Raw genomic sequence first — 18,565 nt, 5'->3', positions numbered from 1 at the left:
CTGACCGTCTTGTAGGGTTGCTTCAGCCGCCCGCGCGTCGCCGGTACAGATCGCGCGCCAGCACCAGCACGATCAGCAGATTGAGCAGGAACACCCCCCAGGTCATCCAGTCGGGGTGATGCCAGAGCGCGTAGATCTCGAACGGCAGATAGGCGGCGGCGCCGATGACGCCGAGCCACGAGGCCCAGGCGCGGTGCCACCACAGCCCCCAGCTTTCGAGCAGGCGCATGGCCGCATAGATCAGCGCGACGGCAATTGCGATGTGCAGCGTCTGTGGCGTGATCGCATCGAGCAGATCCGCGCCGAAGCGATCGGCATCTGCGCCCAAGCGCGCGAGCACGCGTTCGACCTGGTGCTGCAGCGCGTCGGGCCCGACCGCCGCGAGGCCGCCGGCGACGAGCAGGGCGATGGCGCCCTTGGCGGCCTCGAACAGCGCGATCGCGCGTAGGCCCTTGTGTGCGGGGGTGAGGTCGTCGGCCATCAGAACAACGCGTCCTGGCGAGGCGGCGGGGGCAGGGGCGCGCCGGTCAGCGGCCAGCGACCGAGCGCTTCGTAGCGACCGCCGGGATTGAACAGCAATTCGAAGGTGTCGACCGTCAGCGGGCCGATGTCGCAGTCCACGGCATCGAGCCAGGGCTGCGCGTCGAGCCCCTTCGGCAGATAGGCCATTGTCAGGTGCGGCTGGGTCGTCACTTGCGCTGGCGTGATGCCGCAGCGGCGGATCGCATCGCGCGTCGCATCGCACAGCGCCTGCAGGGCCAGGCAGCGGTGTGGCAATGCGACGACGGCGCCGGACTGGCGCCAGTAGACGAGCCGTTCGAGGGTGCACGTGTGCGGCGGGATGCCGGTCGCGGCGGCTGCGAATGCATCCCGCAGTACCGGCGTCGCGAGATGGCCCACGTCGTGGCCGATGAAGCACAGCGTGGCGTGCCACTGGTCGGTGCGCCGCAGTTGCAAAGAAGGCGCGTCCGATGGACGCGCCTCCTGCAAGCGTTGCGACAGCGTCGCGAGCGCCGCCCGAGCGACGGCGTCGGGCCGCCAGCCCGGGAACAGCGCCTGGCTCACGCGGCGCGGGAGGCGCGCTTGCGATCGCTCTCGGTCAGCAGCTTCTTGCGCAGGCGGATTTCCTTCGGCGTGACCTCGACCAGCTCGTCGTCCTCGATGAAGTCCAGCGCCTGTTCGAGCGAATACTTCAACGCCGGGGTCAGCTTGATCGCGTCGTCCTTGCCCGAGGCGCGGACGTTGGTCAGCGGCTTGCCCTTGATGACGTTGACCGTCAGGTCGTTGTCCTTGGAGTGGATGCCGACCAACTGGCCCTCGTACACGTTGTCGCCTTCGGCGGCGAACAGCCGACCGCGCTCTTCCAGCGGGCCGAGCGAGTAGGCCGGCGTCATGCCCGGCGCGTTGGCGATCATCACGCCGTTGTTGCGCTTGGCGATCGGGCCGGTCTCCTTCGGGCCGTAATGGTCGAAGACGTGGAACAGCAGGCCCGAGCCCTGCGTGAGGGTCTTGAACTCGTTCTGGAAGCCGATCAGGCCGCGCGCCGGGATCATGTAGTCCAGGCGCACGCGGCCCTTGCCGTCGGGCTCCATGTTCTTGAGCTGGGCCTTGCGGGTGCCGAGCTTCTCCATCACGCCGCCCTGGTGCTGCTCCTCGATGTCCACCACGAGCTGCTCGACCGGCTCCATTAGCTGGCCGTCGATCTCCTTGATGATCACTTCCGGGCGCGAGACGGCCAGCTCGTAGCCTTCGCGGCGCATGTTCTCGATCAGCACCGACAGGTGCAGCTCGCCGCGGCCCGAGACCAGGAACTTGTCGGCATCGGCGGTCTCCTCGACCTTCAGCGCGACGTTGTGCAGCGTCTCGCGCTCCAGGCGCTCGCGGATCTGGCGGCTGGTGATGAACTTGCCGCCGCTGTGCTCCTTGCTGCCGGCGAACGGCGAGTTGTTGACCTGGAAGGTCATCGAGATCGTCGGCTCGTCGACCGTGAGCGCCGGCAGCGCCTCGGGGGTGTCGAGCGCGCAGACGGTGTCGGAGATCGACAGGTCCTGCACGCCGGCGATCGCGACGATGTCGCCCGCCTGCGCCTCCTCGACCTCCACGCGCTCCAGGCCCAGGAAGCCGAGCACCTGCACGACCTTGCCCTGGCGCTTCTTGCCCTCGCGGTCCACGACGCTCACCGGCATGTTCTTCTTCAGCTTGCCGCGCTGGATGCGGCCGATGCCGATCAGACCGACGAAGTTGTTGTAGTCGAGCTGGCTGATGCGCATCTGGAACGCGCCGTCGAGGTCGACCTCGGGCGCCGGCACGTGCTGCATGATCGCCTCGTAGAGCGGGGTCATGTCGCCGGAACGGACGCTGTCGTCGAGGCTGGCGTAGCCGTGCAGCGCCGAGGCGTAGACGATCGGGAAGTCGAGCTGCTCGTTGGTCGCGCCGAGTTTGTCGAACAGGTCGAACACCTGGTCGATGACCCAGTCGGGACGCGCACCGGGACGGTCGATCTTGTTGACGACGACGATCGGCTTGAAGCCCATCGCGAACGCCTTCTGGGTCACGAAGCGCGTCTGCGGCATCGGCCCGTCCATCGCGTCGACCAGGATCAGCACCGAGTCGACCATCGACAGCACGCGCTCGACCTCGCCGCCGAAGTCGGCGTGGCCGGGGGTGTCGACGATGTTGATGCGGTTGCCCTGCCAGTTGATGGCGGTGTTCTTGGCCAGGATCGTGATGCCACGCTCCTTTTCCTGGTCGTTGCTGTCCATCACGCGCTCGGCGAGCACGGTGCGTTCGGACAGCGTGCCCGACTGCTTGAGCAACTGGTCGACGAGGGTGGTCTTGCCGTGGTCGACGTGGGCGACGATGGCGATGTTGCGCAGGCGTTCGAGAGACATGGGCAAGGCCGCACCTGGCTTTGACCTGGCGCGCTAGGGCAGTGGAGGAAGCCGGTTATCATACCCTGTCGCGCGCCGCGCGCGACAGGCGGCTTGAAATCGGCCATTCGGCCCGCATCCAGCCTGTCGGACCACCCAACCCCAGGATCCCCGATGTCCCTGCATGCCGTATTCGATACCGACCGTGGCCAGATCCAGGTCGAGCTGTTCGCCGACAAGGCCCCGCTGACGGTCGCCAACTTCGTCAACCTGGCCAAGCGCGGTTTCTACGACGGCCTGACCTTCCACCGCGTCATCGCCGACTTCATGATCCAGGGCGGCTGTCCGGAGGGTTCGGGGCGCGGCGGCCCGGGCTACCGTTTCGAGGATGAAACGAACAACGGCGTCAAGCATGAACGCGGCGTGCTGTCGATGGCCAATGCCGGCCCCAACACCAACGGCAGCCAGTTCTTCATCACCCACATCAAGACCGACTGGCTCGACGGCAAGCACACCGTGTTCGGCAAGGTAACCCAGGGCCTGGACGTGGTCGACGCGATCAAGCAGGGCGACGTCATCAAGTCGGTGAAGATCGAGGGCGACGCCGAGGCCGTGCTGGCCGCCAAGGCCGACCGCGTCGCGGAGTGGAACAAGACCCTCGCGGCGTGATGCAATCGGCAGGCCGGTGCATCGCCGGCCTGCCTTCTGCGAGGGACGCCCGGCCATGACATCGCCTGCCCGCCTGCGGTCCCTCGTCCTGCTGCCGGCCCTGCTGTTGGGCCTGTCCGCCTGCGATCGTCCGTCCGAGGTCGCGGAGCTGGCCCCGTCCGCGCCTGCCCCGACCGGGTCGCAGCTCCAGGACGGCGCGTTCGAGCAGAGTCTGGAAGGCATCTGGAGCACCGGCATCGCGCAGGGCGACGATGCCGAGACGATCTACGCCATCGAGTACCAGACCGCGTCGGGCCTGCGGATCCTGCGCGACGGCGCGTGGCTGGCCGGCCGCGTCGAGGACGTGGACCTCGACAATCAGACCCTGGCCTTCCATGTCGACCGCACGCAGGGGCCCGGCGAGACCGTGACCCTGCGCAAGGTCGTGCATCCCGACGTGGGCAGTGCGTACACGCTGCGCCTGACCTGGGCGCAGGGGCACGACGACGACCTGCGGTTCGTGCGTCGGCTCACCCCGCGCGATCGCCAGGAGATCGGCCTTGCGATCTCGCAGGCCGGCCGCGTCCCGGCGGTGGCCTGCGACACCGACGCCGTCGAGGGCAGCCTGCGCGCGACGCTCGCCTGCAGCCACGACGAGTTCGCCGCGCTCGACCGCAATCTGCGCACGCAGCTTGTCGAGCTGTCGGCACGCTATCCCGATGGCGACCGCACGGCGGCCGTGGTGGTCCAGCAGCTCGACGCGTGCACGACGCCGGCCTGCCTGCGCGACGTCTATGCGCGGTGGCAGGTGTATCTGGACGACAACTACGACCTGGGCGACGTGCTCGACTACCTGTAGGCGTCGGCAGACCCTCCACAGGCGCCCGCGCCCCGTTCGCGCAACGTGCAGGGCACCGCGCCATGGCACGGTCGCGACGGAGCGCCGTGATACCATTTCGCGCCGGAAAAACAGCCGTCCAGCTCTACCGGCCAGCCCTCCCAGAACGAGGTTGTGCGATGCCCCAGCTCGCCGCGCGCACCGGTCGCGCCAAGCCCAGCGCCATCATGCAGGTCGCCGAGAAGGCCAAGCGTCTGAAGGCCGAAGGGCGGGACATCATCAGCTTCTCGATCGGCGTGCCGAACTTCCTGCCCGGCCCGCACGTCTACGCCGCCGCGCGCGACGCGCTCGACCGCGACAGCGGCCAGTACGGCGCCAACCGCGGCAGCGACGCGCTGCTCGACGCGTTCGTCGCCCACCTCGAACGCATCGGCCTGCCGGGCTACGCCCGCGCGAACTGCGCCAGCGGCATCGGCGCCAAGCACGTGCTCTACACGCTGGCCGAGGTCCTGCTTGACGAGGGCGACGGCCTCGCGTTCGCCACGCCGTACTGGACGACGTATCTGGACATCGCCGAGATCGTCGGCGCCGACATCCGGCTGCTGCCGTGCCCGCCCGAGCAGGACTACAAGCTGACCCCAGAGCAGCTCGACGCTGCGCTGGCGAAGAAGCCGAAGGTCTTCCTGTTCAACAATCCGTCTAACCCGACCGGGATGGTCTACACCCGGGACGAGATCGCCGCACTGGCCGACGTGCTCGTGCGCCATCCCGACACCTGGATCGTCACCGACGACATCTACAACGCGATGGTCTTCGACGGCATCGGCTACCACCACGTTGTGCAGGCGCGGCCCGAACTGCGCGAACGCACGGTGTTCGTCGACTCGCTGTCCAAGACCTACGGCATGCCGGGCTGGCGCGTCGGCCTGCTGGCCGGTCCCGAGCGCGTCGCGACCGCCTTCGCGACGATGAACTCCAACCACATCACCAACGTGCCGGAGGTCGTGACGGCCGCCGCCGTCGCCGCGCTGTCCGGCCCGCAGGACATACCCGAGGCGAAGCGCGCGGAATTCCAGGCGCGCCGCGACGTGGTGATGGCGGCGCTGGCGCAGATTCCCGGTGTCGTGTGCCCGAAGCCGGCTGGCGCGTTCTACGTGTTCCCCGACGTCAGCGTCGCGTTCGGCAAGTCGCACGGCGACCTGCGCATCGGCGACGACGTGGACCTGTGCAACGCGCTGCTCGAGGCCAAGGGCGTGGCCTGCGTGCCGGGTTCGGCGTTCGGCGAGCCGCGGGCGCTGCGCATCAGCTACACCTGTCCCGAGGCGCAGCTCGCGCCCGGGCTCGACCGCATCCGCGCGTTCTTCGCGGAACTGACCTGACCCGGCCGGCCCCCGCCGCCCGGTTCGCTTCCACCCACGTGACCGTTCGAACGAAACGAGAGGATTGACGATGAAGAAGCCCGTCCGTGTTGCCGTGACCGGTGCCGCCGGCCAGATCGGCTATGCGCTGCTGTTCCGGATCGCCTCCGGCGAAATGCTGGGCAAGGACCAGCCGGTGATCCTGCAGCTGCTCGAGCTGCCGATCGACAAGGCCCAGGCCGCGCTCAAGGGCGTGATCATGGAGCTGGAGGACTGCGCGTTCCCGCTGCTGGCCGGCACCGTCGGCACCGACGACCCGGAAGTCGCGTTCAAGGACGCCGACATCGCCCTGCTGGTGGGCGCGCGGCCGCGCGGCCCCGGCATGGAGCGCAAGGACCTGCTGCTGGAGAACGCCAAGATCTTCACCGCGCAGGGCGCGGCACTGAACAAGGTCGCCTCGCGCGACGTCAAGGTGCTGGTCGTCGGCAACCCGGCCAACACCAACGCCTACATCGCGATGAAGTCCGCGCCCGACCTGCCGGCCAGGAACTTCACCGCGATGCTGCGCCTGGACCACAACCGCGCGCTGAGCCAGCTGGCGACCAAGGCCGGCGTGGCCGTGGGCGACATCGAGAAGCTCATCGTCTGGGGCAACCACAGCCCGACCATGTACCCCGACTACCGCTTCGCGACGGTCGGCGGCGCCTCGTTGAAGGACAAGATCGGCGACGACGCCTGGAACGCCGACACCTTCATCCCGCAGGTCGGCAAGCGCGGCGCGGCGATCATCGAGGCCCGCGGCCTGTCGTCGGCCGCTTCGGCCGCGAACGCCGCGATCGACCACGTGCGCGACTGGGTACTGGGCTCGAACGGCAAGTGGACCACGATGGGCATTCCGTCCGACGGCTCGTACGGCATCCCCGAGGGTGTGATCTTCGGCTTCCCGGTGACCACCGAGAACGGCGAGTACACGATCGTCCGCGACCTGCCGGTCGACGACTTCAGCCAGAAGGCGATCGACAAGACGCTCGCCGAGCTCGAGGAAGAGCGTTCCGGCGTGGCGCACCTGCTGGGCTGAGCCTTCGCCATGTCGTCGAAAAAGCCGGGCCCTGCGCCCGGCTTTTTCTTTGGTTCGCCGCGCAAGCCCGCTTTTCGACCCGCCATCGCACCTGTGTCCAGCGCCTGCCGGGTGCCGGGACCACCAAGCGGGTATCGGGCCGCGACTGGGCGCGGTACCTGGCAGGCGCACGCGCAGACATCGCGGTCGATGCTAGGCACCATGCGTCGTCCCGCGCCCCGCGACAGCCCTTCGCGCGCAAGCGCGCTCCTACGACCACCCCGACGCCCGACGCCCGACGCCCGACCACGGACCCGGACCCGGACCCGGACCCCGGTGTCGGTGGCGTGGGACGCGGAAGCGGTCGTTCTGCGTACGCCGCACGCGCAGTGCCTTGCGTCGCCACACTCGACCATTGTCGTAGGGCATCCCGGTGACGCCCGGACTAGCCTCGGGGTTCGTCACCGGAGGCCGACATGGGCTACGAGGAATTCCACCGCCGTTCCATCGAGGATCCCGAGGGCTTCTGGGCCGAGCAAGCCCAGGCCATCCACTGGCATCGCCCCTTCGACCGCGTGCTCGAGTACGCCGATCCCCCATTCCGCAAGTGGTTCGTCGGCGGCCGGACCAACCTCTGCTTCAACGCCGTCGACCGTCATCTCGACGCGCGCGGCGACCAGCTCGCGCTGGTCGCGATCTCGACCGAGACCGGCACCACCCGCGAACTCACCTACCGCCAGTTGCACCGCGAGGTCGTCGACTTCGCCGCGGTGCTCGTCGCGCTCGGCGTCGGCCGCGGCGACCGTGTCGTGATCTACATGCCCAACATGGCCGAGGCGGTGTTCGCGATGCTCGCCTGCGCCCGGATCGGCGCCGTGCACTCCGTCGTCTTCGGCGGCTTCGCCGCCCACAACCTCGCGCTGCGCATCGACGATGCCCGCCCCGCGCTGCTGATCGCGGCCGACGCCGGCAGCCGAGGCGGCAAGGTGATCCCGTACAAGCCGCTGGTCGACGCCGCGTGCGCCGAGGCCAAGGTCCCGCCGCCGAAGGTGCTGATCGTCGACCGCGGCCTCGCGCCGGGCTGGCCGCGCGTCGATGGCCGCGACGTCGACTACGCCACCCTGCGCGCCGCGCATGCCGGCACCGACGTGCCGGTCGAATGGCTCGAGTCCAACGAACCCAGCTACCTGCTCTACACCTCCGGCACGACCGGCAGGCCCAAGGGCGTGCAGCGCGACGTCGGCGGCTACGCGGTCGCGATGGCGCTGTCGATGTGGGCGATCTACGACGTGTGTCCCGGCCAGGCCATGTTCTCGACCTCCGACGTCGGCTGGGCGGTCGGCCACTCCTACAACGTCTACGGTCCGCTGATCGCCGGCGCCACGTCGATCCTCTACGAAGGCCTGCCCACCGCGCCCGATGCCGGCATCTGGTGGAAGATCTGCGCCGACTACGGTGTGCGCACGATGTTCTCTTCGCCGACCGGCATCCGCGTGCTGAAGAAGCAGGATCCTGCATTCCTGCGCAAGTACGACCTCTCCGCGCTGCGGTACCTGTTCCTGGCCGGCGAGCCACTCGACGAGCCGACCGCGCAGTGGATCGACGCCGGCCTGGGCAAGACCGTCATCGACAACTACTGGCAGACCGAGACCGGCTGGCCGGTGCTCACGCTGATGCCGGGCGTGGAGATGAAGCCGGTGAAGTTCGGCTCCCCCGGGCTGCCGTCGCCCGGCTACGATCTGCGCGTGATCGACGAAGCCACCGGCGAGGCGGCCGCGCCCGGCCGGAAGGGCGTGCTGGTGATCCGGCCGCCGCTGCCGCCGGGCTGCATGACCACCGTGTGGAACGACGACCAGCGCTTCCTGTCGAGCTACTTCTCGCATTTCGACGAGCTGCTCTACAGCTCGCTGGACTGGGCGATCCGCGACGAGGACGGCTACACCTTCATCCTCGGTCGCACCGACGACGTCATCAACGTCGCCGGGCACCGCCTGGGCACGCGCGAGATCGAGGAGTCGGTGTCCGGCCACCCGGCGGTGGCCGAGGCTGCGGTGATCGGCGTGGCCGACGAGCTCAAGGGCCAGGTCCCGATCGTGTTCGCGACGCTCAAGCAGGCCGCGTCCGATGCCGAACGCCGGCACCAGACCGCCGGCGAGATGATGCGCACCGTCGCCGATCAGCTCGGTGCCGTCGCCCGGCCCGCGCGCGTGTACCTGGTCGACGCGTTGCCCAAGACGCGCTCGGGCAAGCTGCTGCGCCGCTCGCTGCAGGCGCTGGCCGAGGCGCGCGACCCGGGCGATCTGTCGACCCTCGACGACCCGAACGCGCTGGAAGAGGTGCGCCGGGTGCTGGCGCGGGGCGCGGACGCGGGATGATGTGCGGCCACGGCGTCTGGATGCGGGGCGATCGGCGTAGGAGCGCGCCTGCGCGCGAGGGACTGTTGCGGGAACGCTCTCGCGCGCAAGCGCGCTCCTACAGAAGAAACCGTGGCTATGCGGGCTCGGTGCCGGCGTAGTGCGCGCGCGGCCGGATCAGCCGGCCCAGCGCCTGCTGCTCGAGCGCGTGCGCCAGCCAGCCCGACAGGCGTCCGGCGGCGAACATCGCCAGCGCCGGCGTGGCCGGCAGGTCGTGGACGAAGCAGATCGCCGCGAGCATCCCGTCGATGTTCGGCTGCCGGCCGCTGGTCTCGGCGGCCGCGGCGATCACCGCCTCGACCTGGCCCATGCGCGGCGTGTCGCCGAGCGTCGCGCGCAGCCGCTCGAGCACGTGCGCGGCGCGCGGGTCGCCCTCGGGGTAGAGCACGTGGTGGAAGCCCGGCAGGTCGTCGCCGCGTTGCCAGCGCTCGGCGATGCAGGCGGCGGGCGAGGGCGCGTCGCAGGCCTCGCGGATCAGGGCATGCGCGCGCGCGGTCGCGCCGCCATGGCGCGGCCCCGACAGCGCCGCTAGGCCCGCGCAGACCGTGGCGTGCAGCGGCGCGCCGGTGGACGCGACCACACGCGCGGCGAACGCCGAGACGTTGAGTTCGTGGTCCGCGCACAGCACCAGCGCGGTGCGGACGAGATCGGCGAAGTCCGCGTCGCCGGGCCGCCAGGCGTCCGCCAGCACCGCGTGGACCGGCCGCGTGTCCGGCGCGCCGGCGACCAGCAACGCCGCGTTCTGGCGCAGCAGCGTCGCCGCGATGCCGCGCCGGACGCCGGGCGCCGCGCTCAGCGAATGGCGCAGGTCCGGCGCCAGCAGCGGGATCGCCGCCATCGCGCGCTCGAGCGGCGGCAGCGCGACGTCGGTCGCGACCGGTGCCACCCGGGCCGGCCAGCCGTCGAGCGGGCCGTGGTCGAACGGATCGACGTCGCCGCTGTCCCACAGCAGTCGCGCCACGTCCTCGGGCGTCGCGCCAGCCTGCGCCATCGCCACCGCGGAGCGCCCGCGGTAATAGGGGCTGTCGGGCCGGATCAGCGAGATCCGCGTCTCCATGACCGGCAACCCGCGGTCGAGGCTCTGCGCCGCCCCACGTGCGGCCCCGCGGCCGGCCCGCTTGCGCTGCGCCAGCCGCTCGACGTCCTGGCGCAGGTAGACGCGGCTGCGATGGTCCGCTCCGGGGCGCGACTCGAGCAGTCCGCGGCTGACGTAGGCGTACAGCGTCGCAGTGCTGATGCCGAGCGCAGCGCAGGCCTCGGCCGCGGACATCAGATCGCCATCGTTTCCATTCACATTGAATCCAGATGTATTGATTGATTCGATCAAGATTGATCAACCATTCGGATGGTGCCAGATTGCACGCCATCGCGGTACACCGCAGATCCGGAGTCGCATCGATGACCACCTCCTCCGCAGGCGCGACGTTCCGCGCCGCTCTCGCCGCCGAATCGCCGCTGCAGGTGATCGGCGCGATCAACGCCAACCACGCGCTGCTGGCCAAGCGCGCCGGCTTCCGGGCGATCTACCTGTCGGGCGGCGGCGTGGCCGCCGGCTCGCTGGGCCTGCCGGACCTGGGGATCAACACGCTCGAGGACGTGCTGATCGACGTGCGCCGGATCACCGACGTCTGCGACCTGCCGTTGCTGGTCGACATCGACACCGGCTTCGGCGCGAGCGCGTTCAACATCGAGCGCACGGTCAAGTCGCTGATCAAGGCCGGCGCGGCCGCCTGCCACATCGAGGACCAGGTCGGTGCCAAGCGCTGCGGCCATCGTCCGGGCAAGGAGATCGTGTCGCAGGGCGAGATGGTCGACCGGATCAAGGCCGCGGCCGACGCGAAGACCGACCCCGACTTCTTCCTGATCGCGCGCACCGACGCCATCCAGGTCGACGGCGTCGATGCCGCGATCGAGCGCGCGATCGCCTGCGTGGAGGCCGGCGCCGACGGCATCTTCGCCGAGGCCGCCTACGACCTCGATACGTACCGGAAATTCGTCGATGCCGTGAAGGTGCCGGTACTCGCCAACATCACCGAGTTCGGCAAGACGCCGCTGTTCACGCGCGACGAGCTGGCGTCGGCCGGCGTCGCGATCCAGCTGTTCCCGCTGTCGGCGTTCCGCGCCGCGAACAAGGCGGCCGAGGCCGTCTATGCCGCGGTGCGCCGCGACGGTCACCAGCAACACGTCGTCGATGCGATGCAGACCCGCGAGGAACTCTACGATCGCATCGGCTACCACGCCTTCGAGCAGCGCCTGGACGCGCTGTTTGCGGCGAAGAAGTGATTTGACGAAGGATTCGCCCTCCCCCTGTGCGACAGGGCGTGCCGGGGAATGCCACATCGCGCGCGAGCGCGCTCCTGCGCACCGGAGGGAATGACGGCAGTTCCGGCGAAAGCAGCCTTCCAATCCCTGTCGGTCCGCGCAGATCCGCGGCCAACACGTTCCAGAACGGAGAACAGAGCATGAGCGAGACCACCGCCCCGGCGTTCAAGCCGAAGAAGTCCGTCGCGCTGAGCGGCACCGCCGCCGGCAATACCGCGCTGTGCACGGTCGGCCGCAGCGGCAACGACCTGCACTACCGCGGCTACGACATCCTCGATCTGGCGCGCACCAGCGAGTTCGAGGAGATCGCCTACCTCCTCGTGCACGGCAAACTGCCCAACGCCGCCGAACTGCGCGGCTACAAGGCCAAGCTGCGCTCGCTGCGCGGCATTCCCGCGGCGGTCAAGGCTGCGCTCGAGGAGCTGCCGCCGTCGGCGCACCCGATGGACGTCATGCGCACCGGCGTCTCGGTGCTCGGCTGCGTGCAGCCGGAGAAGGACGACCACAATCATCCGGGCGCGCGCGACATCGCCGACAAGCTGATGGCCTGCCTCGGTTCGATGCTGCTGTACTGGTACCACTGGAGCCACAACGGCCGGGCGATCGACGTGGAGACCGACGACGACTCGATCGGCGGCCACTTCCTGCACCTGCTGCACGGCTTCGAGCCGCGCGAATCCTGGGTGAAGGCGATGCACACCTCGCTGATCCTGTACGCCGAGCACGAATTCAACGCCTCGACCTTCGCCAGCCGCGTCGTCGCCGGCACCGGCAGCGACATGCATTCGTGCATCACCGCCGGCATCGGCGCGCTGCGCGGACCCAAGCATGGCGGCGCGAACGAAGTCGCATTCGAAGTGCAGAAGCGCTACGACACGCCCGACGAGGCCGAGGCCGACATCCGCGCGCGCGTGGAGCGGAAGGAAGTGATCATCGGCTTCGGCCATCCGGTCTACACCGTCGGCGACCCGCGCAACGAGGTCATCAAGACCGTGGCGCGCGAACTCTCCGACGAAATGGGCAGCCGCAAGATGTACGACATCGCCGAGCGCCTGGAAACGGTGATGTGGGACATCAAGAAGATGTTCCCGAACCTCGACTGGTTCAGTGCGGTGAGCTACCACATGATGGGCGTGCCGACGGCGATGTTCACGCCGCTGTTCGTCATCGCCCGCACCGCCGGCTGGAGCGCGCACGTCATCGAGCAGCGCATCGACGGCAAGATCATCCGCCCCAGCGCGAACTACACCGGTCCGGAGGACCAGACGTTCGTGCCGATCGCCGAGCGCTGAGCGCTCGGCCGGGATCCGGGAATCGGGATTGGGGATTCGGTTCGCCCGGTCCCCGCTTTCCCGACGCCCGAATCCCCATTCCCCAATCCCGGTCTCACTGCCCGCCATGAACAGCCAGCATCGCAAGCCCCTTCCCGGTACCGACCTCGACTGGTTCGACGCGCGCGCCGCTGTCGACGCCCTGCAGCCCGGCGCGTTTGATCGCATGTCCTACACCGCGCGCGTGCACGCCGAGAACCTCGTGCGGCGCTGCGAGCCGGCGCTGCTCGACGACGCGCTGCGCCAGCTGATCGAGCTGCGCCGCGACATCGACTTCCCGTGGTATCCGGCGCGCGTGGTCTGCCACGACATCCTCGGCCAGACCGCGCTGGTGGACCTGGCAGGCCTGCGCGACGCGATCGCCGAGCAGGGCGGGGATCCGGCCAAGGTCAATCCGGTCGTGCCGGTGCAGCTGATCGTCGACCACTCGCTGGCGGTGGAGTGCGGCGGCCACGACCCGCAGGCGTTCGAGAAGAACCGCGCGATCGAGGACCGCCGCAACGCCGACCGCTTCGACTTCATCGACTGGACGAAGCAGGCGTTCCGCAACGTCGAGGTGATCCCGCCGGGCAACGGGATCATGCACCAGATCAACCTGGAGAAGATGTCGCCGGTGGTCTACGTGCAGCGAGGCACGGACGGGCGGGGCGTCGCGTTCCCCGACACCTGCGTCGGCACCGACAGCCACACCCCGCACGTCGATGCGCTGGGCGTGATCGCGGTCGGCGTCGGCGGGCTGGAGGCGGAGAACGTGATGCTCGGCCGCGCGTCGTGGATGCGCACGCCCGAGATCGTCGGCGTCGAGCTCGCCGGCCGTCCCGGGCCCGGCATCACCGCGACCGACGTCGTGCTGGCGCTGACCGAGTTCCTGCGCCAGGCCAAGGTCGTCGGCGCGTACCTCGAGTTCCGCGGGCCGGGCGCGGCCGCGCTGTCGGTCGGCGACCGCGCGACGATCTCCAACATGGCGCCCGAGTACGGCGCGACCGCGGCGATGTTCTTCATCGACGACAACACGCTCGACTATCTGCGCCTGACCGGGCGCGAGGACGCGCAGGTCGCGCTGGTGGAGACCTACGCCCGGGCCGCGGGCCTGTGGGCCGACGCGCTGGCCGGCGCGCAGTACGAACGCACGCTGCATTTCGACCTGTCAAGCGTGGAGCGCAACATGGCCGGCCCGTCGAACCCGCACCGGCGGCTGCCGACCTCGGCGCTGGTCGAGCGCGGCATCGCCGGCGACCTGACGCTGGCCCGCACGCAGGAGGCCCAGGGGCTGCTGCCCGACGGCGCGGTGATCATCGCCGCGATCACCAGCTGCACGAACACCTCCAATCCGCGCAACGTCATCGCCGCCGGCCTGCTGGCGCGCAACGCGAATGCGCGCGGCCTGGTGCGCAAGCCCTGGGTCAAGACGTCGTTGGCGCCAGGCTCCAAGGCGGTCGAACTGTACCTGCAGGACAGCGGCCTGCTGCCCGAGCTCGAGCGGCTGGGCTTCGGCATCGTCGCGTTCGCCTGCACGACCTGCAACGGCATGAGCGGCGCGCTCGATCCGGCGATCCAGCAGGAGATCGTCGAGCGCGACCTGTACGCGACCGCCGTGCTCAGCGGCAACCGCAACTTCGACGGCCGCATCCATCCCTACGCGAAGCAGGCGTTCCTGGCCTCGCCGCCGCTGGTGATCGCCTACGCGATCGCCGGCACCGTGCGCTTCGACATCGAGAAGGACGCGCTCGGGGTCGACGCCGACGGCCGTCCGGTCACGCTCAAGGACCTGTGGCCCAGCGACGAGGAGATCGACGCGGTCGTGAAGGCCAGCGTCAAGCCCGAACAGTTCCGCAGCGTCTACGGGCCGATGTTCAAGCTGCACGTCGATACCGGCGAGCGCGTCGCGCCGCTGTACGACTGGCGGCCGGCGAGCACCTACATCCGTCGCCCGCCGTACTGGGAGGGCGCGCTGGCCGGCGAACGCACGCTGACCGGCATGCGGCCGCTGGCGGTGCTGGGCGACAACATCACCACCGACCACCTCTCGCCGTCGAATGCGATCCTGGCCAGCAGCGCGGCCGGCGAGTACCTGGCGAAGATGGGCGTGCCCGAGGAGGACTTCAATTCCTACGCCACGCACCGCGGCGATCATCTGACCGCGCAACGCGCGACCTTCGCCAATCCCAAGCTCGTCAACGAGATGGCGGTCGTCGACGGCGCCGTGCGGCAGGGGTCGCTGGCGCGCATCGAGCCCGACGGCCGGGTCGTGCGCATGTGGGAGGCGATCGAGACCTACATGGACCGCCGCCAGCCGCTGATCATCGTCGCCGGTGCCGACTACGGCCAGGGCAGCTCGCGCGACTGGGCGGCCAAGGGCGTGCGGCTGGCCGGCGTGGAGGCGATCGTCGCCGAAGGCTTCGAGCGCATCCACCGCACCAACCTGATCGGCATGGGCGTGCTGCCGCTGGAGTTCCAGCCCGGCACCACGCGCCTGACCCTCGGGATCGACGGCACCGAGACCTTCGACGTGATCGGCGCGCGCGCGCCGCGCGCGGTGCTGACGCTGGCGATCCACCGCACCGACGGCACGCAGCTGGCGGTGCCGGTGACCTGCCGGCTCGACACCGCCGAGGAAGTGTCGATCTACGAGGCCGGCGGCGTGCTGCAGCGCTTCGCGCAGGATTTCCTCGAGTCCAGCAGGGCCGCATGACCAAAGCCCCTCTCCCCTTGCGGGACTACGTGCCCGCCGATGGATCAACGCGCATTCGCCAAAACGCTGCGTCGAAACATGACCGAGGCCGAGCGCCTGCTCTGGTGTCACCTTCGTGCCCACCGCTTCGATGGACAGAAGTTCCGCCGTCAGCAGCCGATCGGTCCCTATATCGCCGACTTCGTGCACTTCGGTGCGCGCTTGATCGTCGAGGCAGATGGCGGCCAGCATGCCGAATCGTCCAGGGACGCAGTTCGTGACGCATGGTTGAAGGCGCAGGGCTTCCAGGTGCTGCGCTTCTGGAATCACGACATCCTGCAGCACACCGAATCGGTGCTCGAAGCGATCTGGAATGCGTTGCGGGAAGCACCCCTCTCCCCCGACCCCTCTACCCCGGCGGGCACGTAGTCCCACAAGGGGAGAGGGGAGACAAGCAGAGTCCGATCTTTTCCCCGCAGGAAGAGAGGCAAAACAAGCGCAATCCGACTCCTTTCCCGCGAGCGGGAGAGGCAAGCAAAAACAGAGCGAGTGAACACCATGACCTACGCCCCGCAACTCCGCATTCCCGCCACCTACATGCGCGGCGGCACGTCGAAGGGCGTGTTCTTCCGCCTGGCGGACCTGCCGGCCGCCGCGCAGGTGCCCGGGCCCGCGCGCGATGCGCTGTTGCTGCGCGTGATCGGGTCGCCCGATCCCTACGCCAAGCACACCGACGGCATGGGCGGCGCGACCTCGAGCACCAGCAAGTGCGTGATCGTCGCGCCCGCGTCGGTGCCCGATCACGACGTCGACTATCTCTACGGCCAGGTGGCCATCGACAGCGCGTTCGTCGACTGGAGCGGCAACTGCGGCAACCTCAGCACCGCGGTCGGGCCGTTCGCGATCGCCAACGGCTTCATCGATCCCGCGCGCATCCCCGGCGACGGGACGGTCGCGGTGCGCGTATGGCAGGCGAACATCGGCAAGACGATCATCGTCCACGTGCCGATCAAAGCCGGGCAGGTGCAGGAGATCGGGGATTTCGAACTCGACGGGGTCACGTTCCCGGCGGCGGAGATCGTGCTGGAGTTCGTCGATCCGGCCGACGAGGGTGAAGGCGACGGCGGCGGTGCGATGTTCCCGACCGGCCATCTTGTCGACGATCTCGAGGTGCCGGGTATCGGGACGCTGCGCGCGACGATGATCGACGCCGGCATCCCGACGATCTTCGTCGACGCGGCCGCGCTCGGCTACACCGGCGCCGAGCTGCAGGACGCGATCAACGGCGATGCGCAGGCGCTGGCGATGTTCGAGACGATCCGCGCGCACGGCGCGGTGCGCATGGGGCTGATCGGCGATCTCGCCGAGGCATCCAAGCGCCAGCACACGCCGAAGGTCGCCTTCGTCGCGCCGCCGCGCGACCACGTGGTGTCGAGCGGCAAGGCCGTGGCCGCGTCCGACGTCGACCTGCTGGTGCGCGCGCTGTCCATGGGCAAGCTGCACCACGCGATGATGGGCACGGCCGCCGTTGCCATCGCCACCGCTGCCGCGATTCCCGGCACGCTGGTCAGCGACGCGGCCGGCGGCGGGGCGCGCACGTCGGTGCGGTTCGGGCATCCGTCGGGCACGCTGCGGGTCGGCGCCGAGGCGGTCCAGGACGACGGCCGCTGGACCGTCGCCCGGGCGATCATGTCGCGCTCGGCGCGTGTGCTGATGGAGGGCGCGGTCCGCGTGCCCGCCGACGCGCTGCCCGGCTGAGCGCCGGCAGCGCCGGGCGGGCCCCGCACCGCGCCCGAGGCGTCAGAGGATGCCCTCGGCGTCCATCGCCGCGCGCACGGCCGGGTCGGCCAGCAGGCGTGCGTCGAACACGTGCAGGCGGTCCAGGCCGCCCAGGTCGAGCTTCAGGCGCTTGGCCCACTGCAGCGTGACGAACAGGTAGGCATCGGCGACCGAGCGCCTGCCCGCGAGATAGTCGCGGCCGTCGAGCTGCGCGTCCAGGCGCTCGTACAGGCCGCGGATCTTCTGCATCGCATGCTTGCGCGTGCGGTCGACGGCCTCGGGATCCTCGAGGTACTTGGTCGCGCCGAACAGCGGATGGAACGCGGGGTGCAGGTCGGCGTTGAGCAGCCCGAGCCAGCGGTTGACCTCGGCCCGGCCCTCCGGCGTGCCGTCGCCGCCGAGTGCGGCGTCGGGAAAGCGGTCGGCGCGGTAGTTGAGGATCGCCGCGTTCTGCGTCAGCACCCAGTCGTCGTCGACCAGCACCGGCACCGCGCCGGCGGGATTGAGCGCCAGGAACGGTGGCGCCTTCATCGTCGTCGCGTCGACGACGCGCAGCTCGAACGGCGCGCCGATCCAGCGCAGCGCGATATGGTCGGCCAGCGAGCAGGCGCCGGGTTTGGTGTAGAGGGTCAGCATGCACGGTCCAGGCCGGGGCGGGACGCCATCATGCGCCGCCGGCGCGCCGGCGGGAACCTCAGCCGCGCGCGGTGGCCGGCGCCGGCGCCGAGGGCTGCGGACGCAGCGCCTGCACGCGCAGGAAGGTGTGGTCGCCGATCGTCGCCACGGGCTGGGCGTGGCGCCATGTCGGCGCCGCGATGCCGTGCGCCATGAAGTGGCTGGCGCCGGGCACGATCTCGCGCCGCTGCTCGCGCGGCAGCGACCAGTTGCGCTCCGAGGCCAGCGCCACGCTCACCGCGCGCGTCCACGCATTGGTGTTGGCAAGCCGGGTGTTCGGCGAGAGGATCGTCGGCGCGAACTGCTTGCGCGCGGTCACGACCTCGCACATCGACTCGCCCCACAGGCCGCTTTCCTGGCGGCGCAGCGCGACCTCGGCGACCGCTTCCTGCCCACGGACCGATTGGTCGCGGGCCTCGAGATAGACCGTCGTGCTCAGGCAGAGCGAATCGGCGGCCGGGGGCGGCAGCACGGAGGCCAGCCACATCACCCATTCCAGTTTCATCGTTGGCTCCTTGCTCCGTTGCGCCGCGTCGCGTCGTCCAGCCCGGGCGGGCAGGACGGATGCGACATCGACATGGCGTATTGGGGAGGGCGGCGAC

16 protein-coding genes are annotated in these 18,565 nt (G+C 69.8%); 10 read left to right on the top strand and 6 right to left on the bottom strand.

The features are described 5' to 3' along the window. Window positions 1–22 precede the first annotated feature (22 nt). Genes WQ56_RS13330 through typA form a run of 3 tightly spaced genes read right to left on the bottom strand, consistent with a single transcriptional unit; the run spans window position 23 to window position 2,891 of the window. Entirely contained in the window at window positions 23–481 is a 459-nt protein-coding gene (locus tag WQ56_RS13330) for a DUF2127 domain-containing protein (RefSeq protein ID WP_047137617.1), read from the bottom strand. Next, window positions 481–1,065, bottom strand: a complete 585-nt coding sequence (locus WQ56_RS13325) for a 2'-5' RNA ligase family protein (RefSeq protein ID WP_047137616.1) — start codon at window positions 1,063–1,065, stop codon at window positions 481–483. Before WQ56_RS13325 ends, WQ56_RS13330 begins: the two co-directional genes overlap by 1 nt. After that, window positions 1,062–2,891 (bottom strand): translational GTPase TypA, encoded by a 1,830-nt coding sequence (gene typA, locus WQ56_RS13320; protein ID WP_047137615.1) that lies wholly within the window; start codon window positions 2,889–2,891, stop codon window positions 1,062–1,064. Before typA ends, WQ56_RS13325 begins: the two co-directional genes overlap by 4 nt. A gap of 153 nt (window positions 2,892–3,044) precedes the next feature. Here typA and WQ56_RS13315 point away from each other — a divergent pair, with 153 nt between their 5' ends. The 5 genes from WQ56_RS13315 to prpE all read left to right on the top strand — a co-directional run bounded on the left by WQ56_RS13315 (window position 3,045) and on the right by prpE (window position 9,146). Then, complete coding sequence (locus tag WQ56_RS13315; RefSeq protein WP_047137614.1) at window positions 3,045–3,539, top strand: peptidylprolyl isomerase; 495 nt, start codon at window positions 3,045–3,047, stop codon at window positions 3,537–3,539. Window positions 3,540–3,594: 55 nt separating this feature from the next. Continuing rightward, entirely contained in the window at window positions 3,595–4,377 is a 783-nt protein-coding gene (locus tag WQ56_RS13310) for a hypothetical protein (protein WP_047137613.1), read from the top strand. Window positions 4,378–4,535: 158 nt separating this feature from the next. Then, window positions 4,536–5,735, top strand: a complete 1,200-nt coding sequence (locus WQ56_RS13305) for an aminotransferase class I/II-fold pyridoxal phosphate-dependent enzyme (RefSeq protein WP_047137612.1) — start codon at window positions 4,536–4,538, stop codon at window positions 5,733–5,735. Between the two features lie 70 nt (window positions 5,736–5,805). Then, window positions 5,806–6,792, top strand: a complete 987-nt coding sequence (locus WQ56_RS13300; RefSeq protein WP_047137611.1) for a malate dehydrogenase — start codon at window positions 5,806–5,808, stop codon at window positions 6,790–6,792. 455 nt (window positions 6,793–7,247) lie between these two features. Next, window positions 7,248–9,146 (top strand): propionate--CoA ligase, encoded by a 1,899-nt coding sequence (gene prpE, locus WQ56_RS13295; RefSeq protein WP_047137610.1) that lies wholly within the window; start codon window positions 7,248–7,250, stop codon window positions 9,144–9,146. A 115-nt stretch (window positions 9,147–9,261) separates the two neighbouring features. Here the strand turns inward: prpE and WQ56_RS13290 are convergent, their stop codons facing one another. Continuing rightward, on the bottom strand, window positions 9,262–10,455 hold the full coding sequence (locus WQ56_RS13290) for a citrate synthase family protein (protein WP_047137609.1): 1,194 nt from the start codon (window positions 10,453–10,455) through the stop codon (window positions 9,262–9,264). 128 nt (window positions 10,456–10,583) lie between these two features. Between WQ56_RS13290 and prpB the strand changes: the two genes are divergently transcribed. From prpB to prpF, 5 genes are all read left to right on the top strand, one after another. After that, window positions 10,584–11,468, top strand: coding sequence for a methylisocitrate lyase (prpB, locus tag WQ56_RS13285; protein ID WP_047137608.1), 885 nt, complete (start codon window positions 10,584–10,586; stop codon window positions 11,466–11,468). Between the two features lie 179 nt (window positions 11,469–11,647). Beyond that, window positions 11,648–12,799 (top strand): 2-methylcitrate synthase, encoded by a 1,152-nt coding sequence (prpC, locus tag WQ56_RS13280; RefSeq protein ID WP_047137607.1) that lies wholly within the window; start codon window positions 11,648–11,650, stop codon window positions 12,797–12,799. Window positions 12,800–12,905: 106 nt separating this feature from the next. Further along, window positions 12,906–15,530, top strand: coding sequence for a Fe/S-dependent 2-methylisocitrate dehydratase AcnD (acnD, locus tag WQ56_RS13275; RefSeq protein WP_047137606.1), 2,625 nt, complete (start codon window positions 12,906–12,908; stop codon window positions 15,528–15,530). 39 nt (window positions 15,531–15,569) lie between these two features. After that, complete coding sequence (locus WQ56_RS13270) at window positions 15,570–15,938, top strand: endonuclease domain-containing protein (RefSeq protein WP_047137605.1); 369 nt, start codon at window positions 15,570–15,572, stop codon at window positions 15,936–15,938. A 129-nt stretch (window positions 15,939–16,067) separates the two neighbouring features. Continuing rightward, complete coding sequence (prpF, locus tag WQ56_RS13265) at window positions 16,068–17,267, top strand: 2-methylaconitate cis-trans isomerase PrpF (RefSeq protein ID WP_047137653.1); 1,200 nt, start codon at window positions 16,068–16,070, stop codon at window positions 17,265–17,267. 42 nt (window positions 17,268–17,309) lie between these two features. Here prpF and WQ56_RS13260 read toward each other — a convergent pair whose 3' ends face one another. Beyond that, on the bottom strand, window positions 17,310–17,921 hold the full coding sequence (locus tag WQ56_RS13260; protein ID WP_047137652.1) for a glutathione S-transferase N-terminal domain-containing protein: 612 nt from the start codon (window positions 17,919–17,921) through the stop codon (window positions 17,310–17,312). 61 nt (window positions 17,922–17,982) lie between these two features. Further along, on the bottom strand, window positions 17,983–18,468 hold the full coding sequence (locus WQ56_RS13255) for a cell wall hydrolase (RefSeq protein ID WP_047137604.1): 486 nt from the start codon (window positions 18,466–18,468) through the stop codon (window positions 17,983–17,985). Window positions 18,469–18,565: the final 97 nt, after the last annotated feature.

Origin of the sequence: Luteimonas sp. FCS-9, from assembly GCF_001014645.1 — a bacterium.
Taxonomy (GTDB): domain Bacteria; phylum Pseudomonadota; class Gammaproteobacteria; order Xanthomonadales; family Xanthomonadaceae; genus Luteimonas.
Note: the sequence above shows the minus strand (reverse complement) of the source record. Positions and strands in the feature narration are given on the sequence as shown.